Genomic DNA, 19,238 nt, shown 5'->3' with positions numbered 1-19,238 from the left:
CAGACCGACCAGCGCGGTCGCGTGCGTCAGGTTCGGGAAGTACCCGATCCGGACCTCGGAGGCCGACAGCTTCTTGCCCTCGGGCGCGGCCGCGTCGGTCTGCTTGTCCACCGCCTGGGACCCGTAGCCGCAGGAGGCGAGGGCGCCGATCAGCAGCGGCAGGGCGACGGCGGCGATGCCGCGGCGCAGGGTCTTGCTGGTGGTGCTGGTGGCAGGCACGGGAGGACTTCCTCTCGTGACGTGGTCATCTCATGACGCACGTCTTCGTTCATGGAGCACAGGCGGGTACGGCTGGTGGGGGGTGGGGGCGTGCATGCGGTGCACGTACGTCATCGCGCACATCGCGCCACCCCTCCCTGGCCGCTGCCGAGGGCGCCGCTGCCCACGCGGCCGCCCTCCTTGGCGAAGGTGGAATACAGATCGGCGGGCATGATCTAGAAGTCCCAGCCTTCTTCGTCCGCCGCGGCGGCCTGGCCGGCGGCCTGGGCCTTGGAGGCGAAGGACTCGCCCGCCATGCCCGCCGCCAGCGTGGTGCCGTCGGCCGGGTCGATCAGCAGGAAGGACCCGGTGCGGCGCGAGTCGGCGTACGCGTCGAGCGCGAGCGGCTCGGCGGTGCGGACGACGACGCGGCCGATGTCGTTGGCCACCAGCTGCCCGGGGTTCGGGTGCTGGGACAGGTCGTCCAGGGTCAGCCGCGAGGGGATCTCCTTGACGATGGCCTTGACCGTACGGGTCGTGTGCTTGATCAGCACGCGCGCACCCACGGCCAGCGGCTGGTCGGCCACGTGGCAGACCGTCGCCTCGACGTCCTGCGTGGTGGCCGGGGCGCTCGCGGACGGCGCGATCAGGTCGCCGCGCGAGATGTCGATGTCGTCCGTCAGGCGCAGGGTCACCGACTGCGGGGCCCAGGCGATGTCCACGCTCTGACCGAGCGCGTCGATGCCCGCGATCGTGCTCGTACGGCCCGAGGGCAGCACGGTCACGGCCTCGCCGACGCGCAGCACGCCGGAGGCGATCTGGCCCGCGTAGCCGCGGTAGTCGGGGTGCTCGGCGGACTGCGGACGGATCACGTACTGCACCGGGAAGCGTGCCGGGCAGGCGGTGAGGTCGTGGCTGACGGGCACGGTCTCCAGGTGCTCCAGCACCGTCGGGCCGCCGTACCAGTCCATGTTCGCGGACGGGTCCACCACGTTGTCGCCGGCCAGGGCCGAGATCGGGATCGCGGTGATCTCCGGGACGCCCAGGTCCGAGGCGTACGCGGTGAACTCCTCGGCGATGGCCGCGAAGACCGACTCCTCGTAGCCGACGAGGTCCATCTTGTTGACGGCCAGGACCACGTGCGGGACGCGCAGCAGCGCCGCGACGGCCGCGTGCCGGCGGGTCTGCTCGATCACGCCGTTGCGGGCGTCGACCAGGACCACGGCCAGGTCGGCGGTGGAGGCGCCGGTGACCATGTTCCGGGTGTACTGCACGTGCCCCGGGGTGTCCGCGAGGATGAACCGGCGGCGCGCGGTGGCGAAGTAGCGGTACGCGACGTCGATGGTGATGCCCTGCTCACGCTCGGCCCGCAGGCCGTCGGTGAGCAGCGCGAGGTCGGGGGCCTCCTGGCCGCGGGCCTGGGAGACCGCCTCGACGGCCTCCATCTGGTCCGTCAGGACCGACTTGGAGTCGTGCAGCAGGCGGCCCACCAGGGTGGACTTGCCGTCGTCGACGGAACCGGCGGTCGCGAAGCGCAGCAGGGTGGTCGCCGACACATCGGCGAACTGCTCGGTCGTGCTGGTCATGTCTAGAAGTACCCTTCGCGCTTGCGGTCTTCCATCGCGGCCTCGGACATCTTGTCGTCGGCGCGGGTCGCGCCCCGCTCGGTGAGGCGGGAGACGGCGATTTCGGCGATCACGGCGTCCAGCGTGGCGGCGTCGGAGTCGACGGCGCCGGTGCAGGACATGTCACCGACGGTGCGGTAGCGGATGAGACGCGTCTCGGGCGTCTCGTCCTCCTTCGGGCCGCCCCACTCGCCGGCGGTCAGCCACATGCCGTTGCGCAGGAACACCTCGCGCTCGTGGGCGAAGTAGATCTCGGGCAGCTCGATGCCCTCGCGGGCGATGTACTGCCAGACGTCCAGCTCGGTCCAGTTCGAGAGCGGGAAGACGCGCACGTGCTCGCCGGGCGCGTGGCGGCCGTTGTAGAGCTGCCACAGCTCGGGGCGCTGGCGGCGCGGGTCCCACTGGGAGAACTCGTCGCGCAGGGAGAAGACGCGCTCCTTGGCGCGGGCCTTCTCCTCGTCGCGGCGGCCGCCGCCGAAGACTGCGTCGAACTTGCGGCTCTGGATCGCCTCGGTCAGCGGGACGGTCTGCAGCGGGTTGCGGGTGCCGTCCGGGCGCTCGCGCAGCTTGCCCGCGTCGATGTAGTCCTGGACGGACGCCACGTGCAGGCGCAGGCCGTGCTCGGCGACCGTGCGGTCGCGGTACTCGATGACCTCGGGGAAGTTGTGCCCGGTGTCGACGTGGAGCAGCGAGAAGGGCACCGGCGCCGGCGCGAACGCCTTCAGGGCCAGGTGCAGCATGACGATCGAGTCCTTGCCGCCGGAGAAGAGGATCACCGGCTTCTCGAACTCGCCCGCCACCTCGCGGAAGATGTGCACGGCCTCGGACTCGAGGGCGTCGAGGTGCGACAGCGCGTAGGGCGCGTCGGCGTCGGACTCGGTGTGCACGTGTGCGGCGGTGGTCATGCCAGACCCCTCTCGGTGAGCAGCGCGTGCAGGGCCGAAGCCGACTCCTGGACGGTCTGCGTGTGCGACTCGATACGGAGGTCCGGGGAAGCCGGCGCCTCGTACGGGTCGTCGACCCCGGTCAGACCGGAGATCTCGCCCGCCGCCTGCTTGGCGTACAGGCCCTTCACGTCACGCTCGGAGCACACCTCGACCGGGGTGGCCACGTGCACTTCGAGGTAGTTCGTCTCGGCGGCCGCGTGCCGCTTGCGAACGGCGTCGCGGCTGTCCGCGAACGGCGCGATCACCGGCACCAGCGCCTTGACGCCGTTGCTGGCGAGCAGCTCGGCGACGAAGCCGATCCGCTGCACGTTGGTGTGCCGGTCCTCGCGGCTGAAGCCCAGTCCGGCGGAGAGGAACTCGCGGATCTCGTCCCCGTCGAGTACCTCCACGCGATGGCCCTCGGCGCGCAGCCGCTCGGCCAGCGCGTAGGCGATGGTGGTCTTGCCCGCGCTCGGCAGCCCGGTCAGCCACACGGTGGCGCCCTGGTCGCTCACGCTCATCTGCTCTGTCTCCGTAAGTTCTTCGCTGGTCGTCATCAGCCGTGCAGTCCGCACTCGGTCTTGCCCCGCCCGGCCCACCGGCCGGCCCGCGCGTCCTCGCCCTCCGCCACGCGGCGGGTGCAGGGGGCGCAGCCGACGGAGGCGTAACCGTCCATCAGCAGCGGGTTGGTGAGCACGCCGTGCTCGGCGACGTACGCGTCCACGTCGTCCTGGGTCCAGCGGGCGATCGGCGAGATCTTGACCTTCTGCCGCTTCTCGTCCCAGCCGACCACCGGGGTGTTCGCCCGGGTCGGGGACTCGTCGCGGCGCAGGCCCGTCGCCCATGCGGCGTACGCGGTCAGGCCCTCTTCGAGCGGCTTGACCTTGCGCAGCGCGCAGCACAGGTCGGGGTCGCGGTCGTGCAGCTTCGGGCCGTACTCCGCGTCCTGCTCGGCCACCGTCTGACGCGGGGTCAGCGTGATGACGTTGACGTCCATCACGGCCTCGACGGCGTCACGGGTGCCGATGGTCTCCTCGAAGTGGTAGCCGGTGTCGAGGAAGACCACGTCCACGCCGGGCATCGCCCGGGAGGCCAGGTGGGCGACGACCGCGTCCTCCATGGAGGAGGTCACGGCGAACTTCTTGCCGAAGGTCTCGGCCGCCCAGGTGAGGATCTCCAGCGCGGAGGCGTCCTCCAGGTCCCGGCCCGCCTGCTCGGCCAGTGCCTTCAGATCGCCGGTCTTGAGATCTGCGTCTTGAACCGTGGTCATATCTCGTCCCCTCCAGCGGTGTCGGACTGAACGCCCCGGGACAGCAGCCCGAGGTACTTCAGCTGGAAGGCTCGGTTGCAGGCCCTGCATTCCCAGGCGCCGTGGCCCGTCTCGTTCGGAAACAGGTCCTCGTCGCCGCAGTACGGGCAGTAGAACGGTGCGGCGCGCTCGCTCACGAGAGGTCCTCGTCCTTCGCGCGGGTCACCCAGGCGGCGAAGCGCTCGCCGTCCTCACGCTGCTCCGAGAAGCGCGTGACGACCCGCTCGACGTAGTCCGGCAGACCGGCCGAAGTGACCTTGAGGCCGCGGACCTTGCGGCCGAAGCCGGCCTCCAGGCCGAGGGCGCCGCCCAGGTGGACCTGGTAGCCCTCCACCTGGTTGCCGTCGTCGTCCAGGACCAGCTGGCCCTTGAGACCGATGTCCGCCACCTGGATGCGGGCGCAGGCGTTCGGGCAGCCGTTGATGTTGATGGTGAGCGGCTCGGCGAAGTCCGGCAGGCGGCGCTCCAGCTCGTCGATCAGCGAGGCGCCACGGCCCTTGGTCTCGACGATGGCCAGCTTGCAGAACTCGATGCCGGTGCAGGCCATGGTGCCGCGGCGGAACGGGGACGGCTTGACCCGCAGGTCCAGCGCCTCCAGGGCCTCGACGACCGAGTCCACCTTGTCGGCCTCGATGTCGAGGACGATCATCTTCTGCTCGGCGGTGGTGCGCAGACGGCCGGAGCCGTGCTGCTCGGCGATGTCCGCGATCTTGGTCAGGGTGGCGCCGTCGACGCGGCCGACGCGGGGCGCGAAGCCGACGTAGAACCTGCCGTCCTGCTGCTGGTGCACGCCGACGTGGTCGCGCCACTGGCCGCTGGGCTGCTCGGGCGCGGGGCCGTCGGTCAGCTTGCGCTTCAGGTACTCGTCCTCCAGGACCTGGCGGAACTTGGCCGGGCCCCAGTCGGCGACGAGGAACTTCAGGCGGGCGCGGGTGCGCAGCCGGCGGTAGCCGTAGTCGCGGAAGATCGAGATGACGCCCTCGTACACGTCCGGGACCTCGTCGAGCGAGACCCAGGTGCCGAGGCGCACGCCCAGCTTCGGGTTGGTGGAGAGACCGCCGCCGACCCAGACGTCGAAGCCGGGGCCGTGCTCGGGGTGGTTCACGCCCACGAACGCGATGTCGTTGATCTCGTGCGCCACGTCGAGCAGCGGCGAGCCCGAGACCGCGGACTTGAACTTGCGGGGCAGGTTCGAGAAGTCCTTGTTGCCGACGATGCGGCGGTAGATCTCGTCGATGGCGGGGGTGCCGTCGATGATCTCGTCCTGGGCGATGCCGGCCACGGGCGAACCGAGGATGACGCGGGGCGTGTCACCGCAGGCCTCGGTGGTGGACAGGCCGACGGCCTCGAGGCGGCGCCAGATCTCCGGGACGTCCTCGATCCGGATCCAGTGGTACTGCACGTTCTGGCGGTCGGTGAGGTCGGCGGTACCGCGCGCGAACTCCTCCGAGATCTCGCCGATGACGCGGAGCTGCTCGGTGGTCAGCCGGCCGCCGTCGATGCGGACGCGCAGCATGAAGTACTTGTCGTCCAGCTCCTCCGGCTCCAGGATCGCGGTCTTGCCGCCGTCGATCCCGGGCTTGCGCTGGGTGTAGAGGCCCCACCAGCGCATACGGCCGCGCAGGTCGTTGGGGTCGATCGAGTCGAAGCCCGCCTTGGAGTAGATGTTCTCGATGCGCGTCCGCACATTGAGACCGTCGTCGTCCTTCTTGAACTGCTCGTTGCCGTTGAGGGGGGTGTGGTGTCCGACAGCCCACTGGCCCTCGCCGCGGTGACGACCGGTCTTGCGGCGCGCGGCGGCTGCGGGAGCTGCGGCTGCAGGCGTTTCGGGGGTGGCGGCCATGGCGGTACGTCCTTCTTCGGCGGCTCAGGGCGGAGGGCAGTCAGAGCAGGGGGGAGTGGTTGTGGGCCCCCGGCACAAGCACTGACGACGCTGAGCGGGTGCGGCTGATCGCCGCGCCTTCGCCGGGGTTGCCGGTGGACAGGGCGGGGCGGTGTTCGGCCTTCAGGGGGCGGCGATGATCGACGCTTCCACGGCGGCGATGCCGGGATTGCGGCGATGTGCGGCGGTTGCTGGTTCCGTCAGCACGCCGGACAGATGGCGCTGGACATGCGGCCGAGGTCGACGTGCCGCCGACTCACCAAGGCAATTCCAGCTCCATTCATGACGGAAGCGTGTCATGTGCCTCTTGGAGGAGTCCACTACTGTCCACTATCCGGACCGAGTCGTCTCGGATTGCGGGACATCGTGACCGGGGTCACGTTTCCCGGGCACCGTTGCCCACGCCCCCCTGCGGCGCCGTTGCCCGGGGGCGCTGCCCCCGGACCCCGGTGCCTCAAACGCCGGCGAGGCTGTCGTTTCAGCCGCTCCGGCGTTCGAGGAGCGGGGTCAGGGGCGGAGCTCCGGGTCCCGGCGGAGCCGGGCTCGCGCAGCCGGCGTCGCGGAGCCGCCCCGGAGGGTCACGCTCCCGGCCACGGGCCCGGGGTCGGGGTCTCCTCCTTGGGCTCCGTCTCCGTCTTGAACACCTTGAAGCCGCGGCGCTCGTAGTTGGCCATCGCCGTCGGGCCGTCCTGGCTGCACGTGTGCACCCAGACCCGGCGGGTCGGGGTGCGCTCCGGCCAGCGGGACGCGAGGTCCCACGCCCGGGCGACGCCCAGCGACAGCAGGTGCCCGCCTATCCGGCGGCCCCGGAAGTCCGGGAGCAGCCCGAAGTACATGATCTCCACCACCCCGTCGTCCTGCGGGTCGAGCTCCACGTACCCCGCCGGCGTGCCGCGGTCGTACGCCACCCACGTCTCCACCCCCGGCCGCTCGAGCTGCTCCACCCACTGCGCGCGGGTCAGGCCGAGCCGGTCCGTCCAGTGGATGTCGCCGCCGACGGAGGCGTAGAGGAAGCGGCTGAACTCGGGGGAGGGGACCTCCGACCGTGAGACGGTGATCTCGGGACCCGGAACAGCCGCCGGAACCAGATCGTCCGGCGAGTTCATCTCGAGGGACCAGGTGGTGAGGGTGATGGTGCTCATGCACCTCAGGGAATCACATCCCCCAACGGCCGGCGGAGGGTCCTTCGGCCCCCTTCCGCCCCAGCCGCGCCCGGATCACCGACGGGGCCGTGGAGTGCGGGAGCAGCGCCGCCGGGTCCTGCGGACGGATCAGCTCCACCTCCACGTCCGGGGCGAACCGGTACGGCCGGTGGGCCAGCACGCCCGCGAGGTGGCGGCGTACGCGGGACAGCTCCGCCCGGACCGTCACCGTACGGGCCGGGTCCCCGAACAGCTCCTGCGCCAGCTCCGCCGCCGAGCGCCCGCGCGGGTTCTCCGCGAGCAGGAACAGCAGCTCGGCGTGGCGCGGGCTCAGCTCCTGCGCCCAGCTCCCGGCGGCCCCGTACACCGTCGCCGAGCACGCTCCCGCCCGGCTGAAGTCGAGGACGACCCGGGTCACGGCCGGGCCCGTACGGTCCTGCGCGATCCGCAGCAGCCAGCCGCCCGGCAGCGGCTCCACCGCGCACTCGCCGAGCTGCGGCACCCACGCCCGGCCCGGCCCGAAGCCCTTGGTCAGCGGGATCCGCTCCGGGGGCACCATGCCCGTGACGGCGGCCGTCCAGCCGTTCGGGTCCACGGCCAGCGCCCGCCCCGGCAGCCGGGCCAGCAGCGGGGCGGCCACCGCCCGCAGCTGCTCCAGCGACTCCAGGTGGCGCACCCGCAGCTCCCGCTCCGCGAGCCGGGCCACCGAGCTCACCCAGGCCAGGGTCGCCGGGTGCATGGTGGCCAGCGGCCCGCTGACGTCGACCACGCCCAGCAGGCGCCCGTCGCGCGGGTCCCGTACGGGCGCGCCCGCGCAGGTCCAGTCGTGGTGGCTGGAGACGAAGTGCTCCGCCGAGAAGACCTGGACGGGCCGCCGGGTCACGAGCGCCGTGCCCACCCCGTTGGTGCCGACCACGGCCTCGTCCCAGTCGGCCCCCACCGCGAAGCCGAGCCGGTCCGCCTTGCGCAGGATCGAGGAGTGGCCCTCCCGCCACAGCAGCCGCCCGTCCGCGTCGGCGACGACCATGATGTGCAGCACCTCGTCCAGGGCCGGCAGCAGCCCCTCCCGGAGCACCGGCAGGACCTCCCGCAGCGGCGAGACGTGCCGCCGCTCCTCGGTCTCCGCGGCCGTGAGCAACCGCGAGCGCGCGTCCCGGTCCGGGTGCACCCCGCCGGCCATCATCCGGCGCCAGGACTCCGCGATCTCCGGTCTCGGCGGGGCCGGCAGCCGGTCCCCGGCCAGCGCCGCCTCCCGTACCCCCTTGAGCAGCCGCGCGGCCTCCCGCGCATCCATGGCCGAGATGCGTGCCGCGTCGACCGCGCCGCCTGTGGTATTCACCACCGGAACCTCCCCGTCGAACAGGTCGTACCGAGCGAGCCGCCCGGCTGGTCCTCGGCCGCCGCTTCCCCCGGCACCCGAAAGGCGACTGTCGACTCAAAGGTTGCAACGGTATGCAACTCTCGCCAAGTCCCGGTCGGACGACCGAAACTGTCCGGACGCCGCCGAGCGGCGTGACAGCTCCTCCTCGGGGCTTTCCCGGGTCAGAGGTGGTGCCGAGTCGGCGCGGCGCCACCTCTGATCCCGGTCGACGGGCACGGATCCCGGCTCGGAACGGTTTGGGGACCGTACGCGGGAGCCCGGCGGCTCCCTCCTAGCCCGCGATCCGCGCCCGTTCCACGACCGCGCCGAGGTCGAGGCTGTGCGGCAGCGTGCCGAAGGCCGCGCCCCAGTCCCCGCCCAGCCGCGAGGCGCAGAACGCGTCGGCCACCGCGGGCGGAGCCCACCTCACCAGCAGCGAACCCTGGAGCACGAGCGCCATGCGCTCCACCACGCGCCGGGCCCGGGCCTCGATGCCCTCCAGGTCGGCGAGCTCGGTGAGGAGGTCCTTGACGGCCGAATCCAGCCGGTGGTCGGCGCCCCGGGCCAGGCCCACCTCCTGGAGGAAGGCGCCGAGGGCCTGAGGCTCGCGCTGGAGGGCGCGGAGCACGTCGAGGGCCTGCACGTTGCCCGACCCCTCCCAGACGGAGTTCAGCGGGGACTCGCGCAGCAGCCGCGGGAGCCCGGACTCCTCGACGTAGCCGTTGCCGCCCAGGCACTCCAGGGCCTCGGCGACCATCGGCGTACAGCGCTTGGTCACCCAGTACTTCGCGACGGGCACCGCGAGGCGCAGGAAGGCCTTCTCCTGCTCGGTCCCGGCGTCGTAGGCGGCCGCGAGGCGCAGGGTGAGGGTGGTGGCCGCCTCCGACTCCAGGGCCAGGTCCGCGAGCACGTTGCGCATCAGCGGCTGCTTGATGAGCGGCGCTCCGAAAGCAGAGCGGTGCTCCGCATGGTGAACGGCCTGCGTCAGCGCCTGCCGCATCAGCGAGGCCGAGCCGATCGCGCAGTCCAGCCGGGTCGCCGCGACCATCTCGATGATGGTCCGCACCCCCCGGCCCTCCTCGCCCACCCGCCGGGCCCAGGTCCCGTCGAACTCCACCTCGCTCGACGCGTTCGACTTGTTGCCCAGCTTGTCCTTCAGCCGCTGGATCGCGAACACGTTGCGCGTGCCGTCCGGCAGCACCCGCGGCACCAGGAAGCAGGTCAGCCCGCCCGGAGCCTGCGCCAGGACGAGGAACCCGTCGCTCATCGGAGCCGAGCAGAACCACTTGTGCCCGGTCAGCAGGTACTCGCCCGAGGCGTCCAGGGGCTTCGCCGCCGTCGTGTTCGCCCGTACGTCGCTGCCGCCCTGCTTCTCCGTCATGCCCATGCCGAAGAGCACCCCGCCCTTCCCGGCGGCCGGCCGCAGCCCCTCCTCGTACACGTGCGAGGTCAGCCGCGGCTCCCATTCGGCGGCGAGCTCCGGGTCGGTCCGCAGCGCCGGAACGGCGGCGTGCGTCATCGAGACCGGGCAGCCGTGCCCCGCCTCGGCCTGCGACCAGACGAAGAACCCGGCGGCGCGGCGCAGGTGCCCGGCCGGGCGCCCCCAGGCGTCGGTGAGCCCGGAGGTCACGGCGTGCCCGAGGAGCCGGTGCCAGGCCGGGTGGAACTCCACCTCGTCGATCCGGTTCCCGTACCGGTCGTGCGTGCGCAGCTTCGGCGGGTTCTCGTTCGCCTGCGCACCCCACTCCTGGGCCTGGGCCGAGCCGGCGGCCCGCCCGAGGGTGGTGAGCTCCTCCCGCACCTCGCCGAGGAGTTCGGGCTCCGCGGAGGCGAGGTGGCGCTCGACGCCCTCGGTGAGCGCCCGGTCGCCTCCGTAGACGTCGTGGCCCACGAGGGGCGGGGCCTGGTTGGTGACTGTGTGGGTGGTGGCTGCCATGCGGATACCGTAAGGACGTGCAGCCAGCAAAAGAAAGCTTCGAGCGGATCCCCGGACGCCCGGGACGGCTCCACCGGGCCCGCGCCCTCTACCGCAACGTGTCGAAGCGGAAGATGGGCTGGCTGCTGCTGAAGGACACCGTCAATTCGTGCATCGAGTACCGGATCCTCGGTCTCGCGGCGGAGGCGGCCTTCTTCACCCTCCTCTCGCTGCCCCCGCTCTTCCTCGGCCTGCTGGGCCTGCTCGGCTACGTGGACGGCTGGACGAACACCCAGTCGGTGCAGAGCATCGAGGAGAACATCCTGAACGCGGTCGGCACCGTCCTCTCCGACCGGGGCGTCAACGAGATTGCGAGACCGATGCTCGACGACGTCACCCGGAGCGGCCGCCCGGACCTGATCTCCCTCGGCTTCGCCATCGCCCTGTGGTCGGGCTCGCGCGCCGTGAACGTCTTCATCGACACCATCACCGTCATGTACGGCCTCGACGGGCAGCGCGGCATCGTCAAGACCCGGCTGCTGGCCTTCCTGCTGTACGTGATCGCGCTGCTGATCGGGGCCATCGTGCTGCCGCTGATGGTGGTCGGACCCGACGCCGTGGTGCGGCTGGTGCCCTGGGGCACGGACGTGATCGCGATCCTCTACTGGCCGACCGTCACCCTGCTCTCCATCGTCTTCCTGACGACCCTCTATCACGTGTCCGTGCCGGTGCGCTCGCCGTGGATCGAGGACGTGCCGGGCGCGCTGGTCGCCCTGGCGATGTGGGTGCTGGGCTCGTTCCTGCTGCGGATCTACCTCACGAACACGGTGGAGGGCCCGACGATCTACGGCTCCCTGGCCGCCCCCGTGGCGGTGCTGCTGTGGATCGGCATCTCGGCCTTCGCGGTGCTGGTGGGCGCCGCCGTGAACGCCGCCATCGACCGGGTCTGGCCGTCGGTGGCCACGGCCGCGGCGCGCGAGGCGAACGAGCGGGCCCGGGAAGCGGAAGCCGCCCAGCTGATCGCGCGGGCCGCCGCGTGGCGGGCCCTGGCCGAGGGCGAATCGGAGGACGACGAGGACGGCGGTGCCATGCCGTCGGAGTTCCCCGAGCGGTGGTCGAAGTTCCTGCCGCCGGAGGACTACTCCTCGCGCCTGCGCAAGCACTGAGCCCCGGCGCGGCGGCGCGGCCTCCGAGGCTGGGGCGCCGTTCGCGGGCACGGCACCGCTCGCGCCCCGGCTCAGCCCTTGGACCAGGTGATGAGCCGCCCGCCCGCGGCCGGGGCCTTCCCGGTCCCGATCTCCTCGACGACGGCCATGGCCACGGAGCCCTTGTCCGTCACGGAGCACAGGGCGGCGCCCAGTACCAGGCCCCGCTCCCCGGCCGTGGAGCGGCCCATCGGCACGACGCCGAACCCCGTGCCGGCGGCTGCCCGGCAGCTCTCGAAGGTCTGCGGCTGCCCCGCGCGCAGCACGCCCACCTGACGGCCGGTGACCGACCGCAGTTCCGTGGACGAGGGAGCGATGCCGGACAGGCCGCACCCCTGGCTGTCGGGCCGGTACTCCAGCTCCGCAGTGGCCGTCGCCCCGGGTGGCGCGCTCTCCCCGGCCGACTCCGGTTCGGCGGACGTGGACACCCCGGTGTCGAGGTCGACGAGCAGCGTCTGACCGCAGATCGGAGGCGCGATGCCCCACTTGCCCTGGTGGGGCTGGTAGCCGGCCGGAGCCGACAGGTCCGGGACGGTCGACGGAGTCGGGGACGCCGAGGACGGCCCCGGCAGCGGCGCGACCGAGGGCGCGGACGGCGTCGCGGAAACGGACGGCGTCGCGGATACGGACGGCGTCCCCACCGGCCGGGACGCCGAGGCGGACGGGACCGTCGATCCCCCGGCCGGCGGCGACGCCGAGCCGTTCTCCTTCGAGGACGCCGCGAACAACGTGGCGGCCGTCCCCAGCACGGGAACCACGATCCCGATCACCCACCAGGCCCAGCGCGGCGGGTGATCGGCCGGAGCGGCCGGGACGGAGACCGGTACGGGTCCCGGCTGCGGCGGCTCGGTGGGCCTGGGCGGGATCCGTCCCGGATCCGGTCGGCCGACTGCGTCGGTCACGTCTCAACTCCCCCTGATGTCAACGGATGTGGCGACCCTACCGGCGGCACACCGCGCGAATCCATCGAATGATCTTGGGGGAATGGGTGGGCGTAGCATGCCGGCATGTACGAGGAAGCGCCGTCGCGGGCCGTTCCCGGGGCCGTGCTGTGGCGGGCCTCGGGTGGCGGCGGGGCCGTGCTGCCCGACGGGTGCATGGACCTGCTCTGGGTGGACGGGCGGCTGCTGGTCGCCGGACCCGACACCGGGCCGCACCCCGCAGGGGAGGTGCCGGGGCGGGCCTTCGCCGGGATCCGGTTCGCGCCCGGCACCGCACCCGCGCTGCTCGGCGTACCGGCGCACGTGCTGCGGGACCGGCGGGTCGAGCTCACCGACCTGTGGCCGGGGCGGGAGGTGCGCCGCCTCACGGGGGCGGTCGCGGGGTACGGGGACCCGTGCGCGGGACTCGAAGCGCTGGCCGCCGGCCGCGCCGCCGGGGCAGGACCGCCCGACGGCTTCGCCGCCGAGGTGACCGCGCGGCTGCGCGCGGGGGAGACGGTGGCCGGGATCGCCGCCGCGCTCGGCACCGGGGAGCGGCGGCTGCACCGGCGCTCGCTCGACGCCTTCGGGTACGGGCCCCGCACGCTCGGCCGGATCCTGCGGCTGCGGCGCGCCCTGGCCCTGGCCCGCGCGGGGACTTCGTACGCCGAGGTCGCGTACACCGCCGGCTACGCCGACCAGGCGCACCTCGCCCGCGAGGTGCGCGCGCTGGCCGGGACGACGCTGAGCGCCTACGCGGGACCGGCCGGGGCGAAGAGGGAGACCCCGCAGCCGTCCGGGTCGAGGACCACGGCGTAGCGCTGGCCCCAGAAGGCGTCCCAGGGCTTCAGGTGCCCGGTGTACCCGGCGTCCGTCAACTCGGCGTACACCGCGTCCACCTCGGCGGGGGAGTCGCACAGGAATGCCAGTCCCACCCGGCCGTCGCCCTCCGGCCGGGTCCACGCCGGGTCGAAGGACCGCATGGTCGCCTCCGTGTCCCAGCCGATCCGCAGCCCGCCGGGCCCGGCCGCCTCGACGTGCGGCTGCCCGTCGGCGTCGGCGGGGATCTCCAGGCCGAGGCGGCGGTAGAAGGCGAGAGAGGCGGCCATGTCGGAGACGACGATGCCGATCATGTCGAGTCGAGGAGTCATGGGGCCAGGCTAGGCACGGCCCGGAGGCGGCGTCTTGAACGGATCGGACACCGCCGGACCGGCCCGTGCGGGCCGCCGCGGCAGGAACATCGGTCCTTCCCCTGCAAGGGGATTGACGGTCCGTCAGTTCGGTGCGCAACTTATATCGGGAAGCCGATATAAGTCCCGGGAGCCCCCGTGCCGCCACATCCGCCACAACCGCCACACCCCGGCCCCCCGCCGGAGCCGCCTCCCGCGCACCCGGCCCGCCCGCCGCGGGCGCCGGCGGATGCGGCCCCCGCGGCGGGACCTGCGGCCGGCCCCGAAGGGGGCCCCTCAAGCGGTTCCGCGGCCGTGGCGCGCGACCGTCCGCAGGAGACCCCGCCGGGCCCGCCGCAAAAGACCCCGCCGAGCCGCCCGCAGGACTCACCGCAGGGCGCGCAGGCGCGGCGGGGGCAGGCGCAGCGGAAGTCGCAGACCCGGGCGGGGCTCATCGACGCCGCCGCAGGGCTCTTCGCCCGCAAGGGGTTCCACGCCGTGTCGGCCGAGGCAGTCGCCGAGGCCGCCGGCCGGACCACGGGGGCGCTCTACAGCCACTTCGGCGGCAAGGAGGGCCTGCTGCTCGCCCTGCTCGAGGTCTGGAAGGAGCGCACCGCCGAGGAGCTCGCCGCCGAGATCGAGGGCAGCGCGGACCCGGGGGACCCGGCCACGCACTTCGCGGCCATGTGGGCCAGCCTCACCCGACCGCACCCCGACCGCGGGGACTCCTGGCTGCTCCTGGAGGCGGAGCTGTGGCTGCACGGTGCCCGCGGCCCGCTCATCGGCACCCGGCTCGCCCAGCGCTACGCCGAGATCCGCGCCCTGCTCGGCGAAGGCCTATCCGAACGGGCCGAAGCCACCGGCACGCCCCTGCCCCGCCCGCCGGAGGAGACCGGCGCCCTCGTCCTGGGCCTCCTCCTCGGCCTCGCGATGCAGCACCGCCTCGACCCCCACGGCATCCCCGACGAACTCGTCGTGGAGGCCCTCGGAGCCCTACTGAAGGGACGCACCGAATGATCCCCACCGGCGAAGTCGACCTGCTCGAGGACACCTGGTCCCGAGAGGTCCCGCACGAGCAGTTCACCCGGCTGCGCCGGGAGGACCCCGTGCACTGGCACGAGATCCCCGGCCCCCACGAGGGCTTCTACGCCGTCACCCGGCACGCCGACGTCAAGGCCGTCAGCCGCGACCCCGAGCTCTGGTCCACGGAACTCGGCTCCTTCATGGTCCGCGACCAGAGCCCCGAGTCCCTGGAGTCGCTGCGCCTGGTCCTCCTCGGCATGGACGCCCCGCGCCACTCCCGCTACCGCGCGCTGGTCAGCGCGGGCTTCACGCCCCGGGTCGTGCGCCGCCTCGCCGCCCGGATCGGCGAACGGGCGGCCGCGCTGGTGGAGACGGCCGTCGCCCCCGGGCGGGACATGGACTTCGTGGACGAGGTGGCCGCGTGGCTGCCGATCCAGACGATCTGCGAGATGGTCGGCATACCGCCCGGCGACGAACGCCTGATCTTCGACTGGAGCAACCGGATGGCCGGCGGCCAGGACCCGGAGCTCTCGGCGGGCAAGCACGACAGCGACCTCGCGGCCGCCGAGATCTACGCCTACTGCGACGCCCTGACCGCGCAGCGGCGGGCGCACCCGCGCGAGGACATCCTCTCGACCCTGGTCCACGCCGAGGTGGAGGGCGACCGCCTCACGCAGCACGAGATCAACATGTTCTTCGTACTGCTCTGCGTCGCGGGCAACGAGACCACGCGCAACCTGCTGTCCCACACCGTGCTGGCCCTCGCCCAGCACCCCGCGGCCCGGGCGGAGCTCGCCGCGTCCCCGCAGGACGAGGCGCTGTGGAACTCGGCCACGGAGGAGTTCCTCCGGTGGGGCGGATCGATCCACAACTTCCGGCGCACCGCCACCCGCGACACCGTCCTGCGCGGCCGCCCGATCGCCGCCGGCCAGAAGGTGGTCACGTACTACACCTCCGCCAACCGGGACGAGGACGTCTTCGAGGCCCCCTTCACCTTCGACATCCGCCGCACCCCCAACGACCACCTCGCCTTCGGCGGCGGCGGCCCCCACTTCTGCCTCGGCGCGGGCCTGGCCCGTACGCAGATCAAGGCCCTCGTCCGCGAACTGCTGATGCGCCACCCCGACTTCGGCCTGGCCGGCGAAGTGCGCCGACTGCGCTCGGACTTCATCAACGGCATCAAGCACCTCCCGGTGCGCTTCGGTTAGCCCGCCCGGCCGTGCGGCACCCGCCGTGCGGCCACCACGGCGCACGCCACCGCCAGCGGCAGCTCCGCACCCACCGCCAGCAGCAGCGCCATCCCCTGCTCGGCAGTCCCGGCCGAGGTCGTCACGTCGAACCAGGCGTCCATCAGCAGCAGCGCGGCCGTCGCGGCTGCCACCGGGGAGGCCCGCGGGTCCCGCCTGCGCAGCAGCGCCCCGGTGCCGGCCAGCCCGGCCGCCAGCATCAGGTCCAGGCCGATCCAGGCCGTGGACCAGTTGGAGACCTCGGTGGTCTGCGGCAGGGTCTTCGCCAGTACGAGCATCCACGGCACCAGCGCCACGCCGGCCCCCGTGAGCACCGTGGAGAGCCGGGGCGCGCGCCGGCGGCCCGGGAACGGGCGGGTGCCGAGCTGCCGGGGGCGGAACTGCGGAGCGACGAGCGTCATGGCCTTCGGGTCTCCTCACGGCGGCCCGCCGGTCCGTCCGCCGGGCATGCACCCAGCCTCGTCCGCCCGGCCGCCGGGATCAGTAGCCCCACCGTCCGAACCGGGGGTGGTGCCAGGTACACCCCCGCCCGGGCACCAGGGTGATCGCAGCCCTCCGACCAGTGCGATTACCGTACTCGGCATGGCACTTCGCGGCGCGCTGAGGCGTACGTACACCTGGACCACGGCGCACGCACCGTGGTCGGCGTGGTCCCGGCGCAACACCGCCTTCACCGCGGCCGCGATCCCGGTGGCGCTGCCCGCCCTCCTCGCCCTGGCGTACGCGGTCGTACCGCCCGGCCACAGCCCCGTCGCGGTGCTCCTCCTGTTCGTCCTCAGCCCCCTGCTCACCACCCTCCAGCGCAGCCGCTTCTGGACCCTGCTCGGCCTCGACGTGCCCGAGGTCGTGTGCAAGGAGCGCTGGTGGAGCCCGCGCGGGCTCCTCGAACGGGTGCGGTCCGAGGCGACCTGGCGCCAGTACGGCTACCACCTCGTCGTCAGCCCGCTCGTCGCCGCGGCCGGGGCACTGGTGGTGCTCGCGTGGGGCGCGGGCGCCGCGGGCACCACCGTGTACGCGTGGGACTGGGCCCTGCCGCACCCGGACCGGAGCCTCGACCCCGACCTGATCACCGTGGCCGGGGCCCTCCTCCTGCTCTGCGCACCCTGGCTGGCCGCGCTCACCACCCGCATCGACGCCTTCGCGGCGGCCGCCCTCCTCGGCCCGAACCGCTCCCGCGAGCTGGAGCGCCGCGTCGAGGACCTCGCCGAGAGCCGGGCGGGCGTCCTGGACGCGGCCGACCTCGAACGCCGCCGCATCGAACGGGACCTGCACGACGGCGCCCAGCAGCGCCTCGTCGCACTCGCCATGAACCTCGGCATAGCCCGCGCCACCCTGACCGACCTGCCGCCCGAGGCCAGGGCCGTCATCGACGAGGCCCACCGCGAGGCCAAGGAGGCCATCGAGGAGCTGAGCAATCTGGTACGGGGCCTGCACCCGGCCGTACTGGAGGACCGCGGGCTGGACGCGGCGCTCTCCGGGATCGCCGCCCGGGCCCCGTTCCCCGTCGAGCTGACGGTGGACATCGGCACCCGGCCGGGAGCCACCGTGGAGGCCGTCGCCTACTTCGTGGTGTCCGAGGCCCTCGCCAACGTCGCCAAACACGCCCGGGCCGGGCACTGTTCGGTACGGCTCGACCGCGTCCGGGACCGCACGGGCGAGCACCTGCGCATCACCGTCACCGACGACGGGGTCGGCGGAGCCGACCCGGCACGCGGCACAGGCCTGGTGGGCCTGCGCAAGCGCGTAGGGTCGGTCGACGGAACCATCAAGATCACCAGTCCCGCCGGGGGACCGACCGACATCACCGTGGAGCTGCCGTGCGTGCCGTGATCGCCGAGGACTCCGTCCTGCTGCGCGTGGGACTCGTCAAAGTCCTCGAGATGGCAGGGTTCGACGTGGCCGCCGAGACCGGCGACGCCGAGGCGCTGCTCGCCGCCGTCGAGGAACACCGCCCCCAACTCGCCTTGCTCGACGTACGGATGCCGCCCGGCTTCACCGACGAGGGCGTACGCGCGGCCCTGATGATCCGCCGTCAGTACCCCGACACGGCCGTGCTGCTGCTCTCCCAGTTCGTGGAGGAGCGCTACGCCGCCGACCTGCTGGCCACTCGCAGCGGCGCCGGCATCGGCTACCTGCTCAAGCAACGGGTCGCCGACGTCGAGGAGTTCGTGGACGCGCTGCGCCGCGTCGCCGCGGGCGGCACCGCGCTCGACCCCCAGGTCGTCGCCCAGCTCCTGCTGCGCCGCGGCGGCGGCCCGGACCCCCTGGAGCGGCTCACCCCGCGCGAGCGGGAGGTCCTCTCCCTGATGGCGGAGGGCCGCTCCAACGCGGGCATCGCCACCGAACTCGTCGTCAGTGAAAGCGCGGTGGCCAAACACATCAACAGCATCTTCACCAAGCTCGACCTGCCGCCGGCCGACGGAGACCACCGCCGGGTCCTCGCGGTCCTGCGCTTCCTGGACGGCACACCGTGACGGCCCCCGGCACCGGCGCACCGCCGGCCGGCACGAGCCCGGCCGGCAAGCCGCGGCGCAGGCACCGCCGGACCTGGACCGCCGTGGCGCTCCTCGGGGCGCTCCTGGTCCTGCTGCCGGCCGCCTGGCAGGCCTTCTCGCTCGGGGCCGTGCGCAGCGACGTCCTGCAGGGCGGCAGCGACGGCCGCCCCGTGGGCGCGCTGGAGATCGTGGGCGGCGACGCGGACATCACCGTCACCCCCCGCGGGGACCGGCAGGTCGGCTACCGGGCCGAGGTGAGCTGGTCGCTGACGCCACCCTCCGTCGACACCAGCCGGCTCGGCGACGCCCTGCGGCTGACCGCACGCTGCCCCGGGGCAGACTCCTGGCGGGTCGTCGCGGCCGGCTGCACGGTCAAGCTGGCGGTGACCGTGCCCGCCGGGATCCCGGTGAAGGTGACGGCCCGCTCCGGCCGGGTGTACCTGGCGGGCCTCGGCGGCACCGTGGACGCGGAGGTCGACGCCGGCCGGATCGAGATCAACGGCCTGCGCGGGGCCCTGCGTGCGAAGGTGGACTCCGGCCGCCTGCACGCCGCGGGCCTCACCTCCCCCCAGGCCGACGTCCGGGTCGGCTCCGGCAGCGCCGCGGTGACCTTCCTCGCCCCGCCGGACCAGGTCGTCGGGAAGGTCGGCTCCGGCCGCCTGGCCGTCATCGTGCCCGTCGCCACCGCCTTCCGCACCACCTGCGAGGCCGGCGTCGGCCGCTGCGAGGTCCCGGACGGCCTCCGCGACGACGCCGCACCCCGGACCCTGGACATGGAAGCGGGCTCGGGCCGCGCGCAGGCCCTGTACGGGCCCTGACCGC

At 73.3% G+C, this 19,238-nt stretch carries 20 protein-coding genes and 1 pseudogene; 7 read left to right on the top strand and 14 right to left on the bottom strand.

Annotated elements, in window-relative coordinates; translation table 11 throughout:
• The 11 genes and pseudogenes from ACIGFK_RS33865 to ACIGFK_RS33815 all read right to left on the bottom strand — a co-directional run.
• A pseudogene (locus ACIGFK_RS33865) lies at window positions 1-219 on the bottom strand (sulfate ABC transporter substrate-binding protein); the annotation flags it as partial.
• A 215-nt stretch (window positions 220-434) separates the two neighbouring features.
• Window positions 435-1,784, bottom strand: coding sequence for a sulfate adenylyltransferase subunit 1 (locus tag ACIGFK_RS33860; RefSeq protein ID WP_386467134.1), 1,350 nt, complete (start codon window positions 1,782-1,784; stop codon window positions 435-437).
• 2 nt (window positions 1,785-1,786) lie between these two features.
• Window positions 1,787-2,728, bottom strand: coding sequence for a sulfate adenylyltransferase subunit CysD (gene cysD, locus ACIGFK_RS33855; RefSeq protein WP_376658824.1), 942 nt, complete (start codon window positions 2,726-2,728; stop codon window positions 1,787-1,789).
• Window positions 2,725-3,270, bottom strand: a complete 546-nt coding sequence (gene cysC / locus ACIGFK_RS33850; RefSeq protein ID WP_376658823.1) for an adenylyl-sulfate kinase — start codon at window positions 3,268-3,270, stop codon at window positions 2,725-2,727. Before cysC ends, cysD begins: the two co-directional genes overlap by 4 nt.
• A 35-nt stretch (window positions 3,271-3,305) precedes the next feature.
• On the bottom strand, window positions 3,306-4,019 hold the full coding sequence (locus ACIGFK_RS33845; RefSeq protein WP_376658822.1) for a phosphoadenylyl-sulfate reductase: 714 nt from the start codon (window positions 4,017-4,019) through the stop codon (window positions 3,306-3,308).
• Entirely contained in the window at window positions 4,016-4,195 is a 180-nt protein-coding gene (locus ACIGFK_RS33840) for a hypothetical protein (protein WP_376658821.1), read from the bottom strand. Before ACIGFK_RS33840 ends, ACIGFK_RS33845 begins: the two co-directional genes overlap by 4 nt.
• A complete protein-coding gene (locus ACIGFK_RS33835) occupies window positions 4,192-5,901 on the bottom strand; it encodes a nitrite/sulfite reductase (protein WP_376658820.1) in 1,710 nt (569 codons plus the stop codon). Before ACIGFK_RS33835 ends, ACIGFK_RS33840 begins: the two co-directional genes overlap by 4 nt.
• Window positions 5,902-6,140: 239 nt before the next feature.
• Window positions 6,141-6,224 (bottom strand): putative leader peptide, encoded by an 84-nt coding sequence (locus ACIGFK_RS33830; protein ID WP_310942095.1) that lies wholly within the window; start codon window positions 6,222-6,224, stop codon window positions 6,141-6,143.
• Between the two features lie 294 nt (window positions 6,225-6,518).
• Window positions 6,519-7,082 (bottom strand): GNAT family N-acetyltransferase, encoded by a 564-nt coding sequence (locus tag ACIGFK_RS33825; protein ID WP_376658819.1) that lies wholly within the window; start codon window positions 7,080-7,082, stop codon window positions 6,519-6,521.
• 13 nt (window positions 7,083-7,095) lie between these two features.
• Window positions 7,096-8,376, bottom strand: coding sequence for a GAF domain-containing protein (locus ACIGFK_RS33820; RefSeq protein WP_400054880.1), 1,281 nt, complete (start codon window positions 8,374-8,376; stop codon window positions 7,096-7,098).
• A gap of 358 nt (window positions 8,377-8,734) precedes the next feature.
• On the bottom strand, window positions 8,735-10,378 hold the full coding sequence (locus tag ACIGFK_RS33815) for an acyl-CoA dehydrogenase family protein (protein ID WP_400054875.1): 1,644 nt from the start codon (window positions 10,376-10,378) through the stop codon (window positions 8,735-8,737).
• 17 nt (window positions 10,379-10,395) lie between these two features.
• Here ACIGFK_RS33815 and ACIGFK_RS33810 point away from each other — a divergent pair, with 17 nt between their 5' ends.
• Window positions 10,396-11,523, top strand: coding sequence for a YihY/virulence factor BrkB family protein (locus ACIGFK_RS33810; protein ID WP_376658817.1), 1,128 nt, complete (start codon window positions 10,396-10,398; stop codon window positions 11,521-11,523).
• Window positions 11,524-11,594: 71 nt separating this feature from the next.
• Here the strand turns inward: ACIGFK_RS33810 and ACIGFK_RS33805 are convergent, their stop codons facing one another.
• Window positions 11,595-12,464 carry a hypothetical protein gene (locus ACIGFK_RS33805; RefSeq protein ID WP_400054873.1) on the bottom strand — a complete coding sequence of 290 codons (870 nt, stop codon included), beginning with the start codon at window positions 12,462-12,464 and terminating at the stop codon, window positions 11,595-11,597.
• Window positions 12,465-12,569: 105 nt separating this feature from the next.
• On the opposite strand from ACIGFK_RS33805, the gene ACIGFK_RS33800 reads away from it, so the two are divergent.
• Window positions 12,570-13,301: a helix-turn-helix domain-containing protein gene (locus ACIGFK_RS33800; RefSeq protein WP_400054871.1), complete on the top strand. Its 732-nt coding sequence runs from the start codon at window positions 12,570-12,572 to the stop codon at window positions 13,299-13,301.
• On the opposite strand, the gene ACIGFK_RS33795 is transcribed toward ACIGFK_RS33800, so the two are convergent.
• Entirely contained in the window at window positions 13,235-13,633 is a 399-nt protein-coding gene (locus ACIGFK_RS33795) for a VOC family protein (RefSeq protein WP_386467143.1), read from the bottom strand. The two genes, ACIGFK_RS33800 and ACIGFK_RS33795, sit on opposite strands and share 67 nt — an antisense overlap.
• Before the next feature lie 333 nt (window positions 13,634-13,966).
• On the opposite strand from ACIGFK_RS33795, the gene ACIGFK_RS33790 reads away from it, so the two are divergent.
• Both ACIGFK_RS33790 and ACIGFK_RS33785 read left to right on the top strand, forming a co-directional pair.
• Window positions 13,967-14,668 carry a TetR/AcrR family transcriptional regulator gene (locus tag ACIGFK_RS33790; protein ID WP_386467145.1) on the top strand — a complete coding sequence of 234 codons (702 nt, stop codon included), beginning with the start codon at window positions 13,967-13,969 and terminating at the stop codon, window positions 14,666-14,668.
• Entirely contained in the window at window positions 14,665-15,882 is a 1,218-nt protein-coding gene (locus ACIGFK_RS33785) for a cytochrome P450 (RefSeq protein WP_376658812.1), read from the top strand. Before ACIGFK_RS33790 ends, ACIGFK_RS33785 begins: the two co-directional genes overlap by 4 nt.
• Here ACIGFK_RS33785 and ACIGFK_RS33780 read toward each other — a convergent pair.
• A complete protein-coding gene (locus ACIGFK_RS33780; RefSeq protein ID WP_376658811.1) occupies window positions 15,879-16,322 on the bottom strand; it encodes a hypothetical protein in 444 nt (147 codons plus the stop codon). The two genes, ACIGFK_RS33785 and ACIGFK_RS33780, sit on opposite strands and share 4 nt — an antisense overlap.
• A 181-nt stretch (window positions 16,323-16,503) precedes the next feature.
• On the opposite strand from ACIGFK_RS33780, the gene ACIGFK_RS33775 reads away from it, so the two are divergent.
• The 3 genes from ACIGFK_RS33775 to ACIGFK_RS33765 are packed head-to-tail and all read left to right on the top strand — an operon-like array spanning window position 16,504 to window position 19,234.
• Window positions 16,504-17,751, top strand: coding sequence for a histidine kinase (locus tag ACIGFK_RS33775; RefSeq protein WP_400054868.1), 1,248 nt, complete (start codon window positions 16,504-16,506; stop codon window positions 17,749-17,751).
• Complete coding sequence (locus tag ACIGFK_RS33770; protein WP_376658809.1) at window positions 17,739-18,395, top strand: response regulator; 657 nt, start codon at window positions 17,739-17,741, stop codon at window positions 18,393-18,395. Before ACIGFK_RS33775 ends, ACIGFK_RS33770 begins: the two co-directional genes overlap by 13 nt.
• The gene (locus ACIGFK_RS33765) at window positions 18,392-19,234 is read left to right on the top strand and encodes a hypothetical protein (RefSeq protein WP_376658808.1); all 843 of its coding nucleotides are present in this window, start codon (window positions 18,392-18,394) and stop codon (window positions 19,232-19,234) included. Before ACIGFK_RS33770 ends, ACIGFK_RS33765 begins: the two co-directional genes overlap by 4 nt.
• Window positions 19,235-19,238 lie beyond the last annotated feature (4 nt).

The organism is Streptomyces sp. NPDC085524, from assembly GCF_044541755.1.
Lineage (GTDB): Bacteria > Actinomycetota > Actinomycetes > Streptomycetales > Streptomycetaceae > Streptomyces.
The sequence above is the reverse complement of the archived record's forward strand: the minus strand, read 5'-3'. Positions and strand labels throughout refer to the sequence as shown.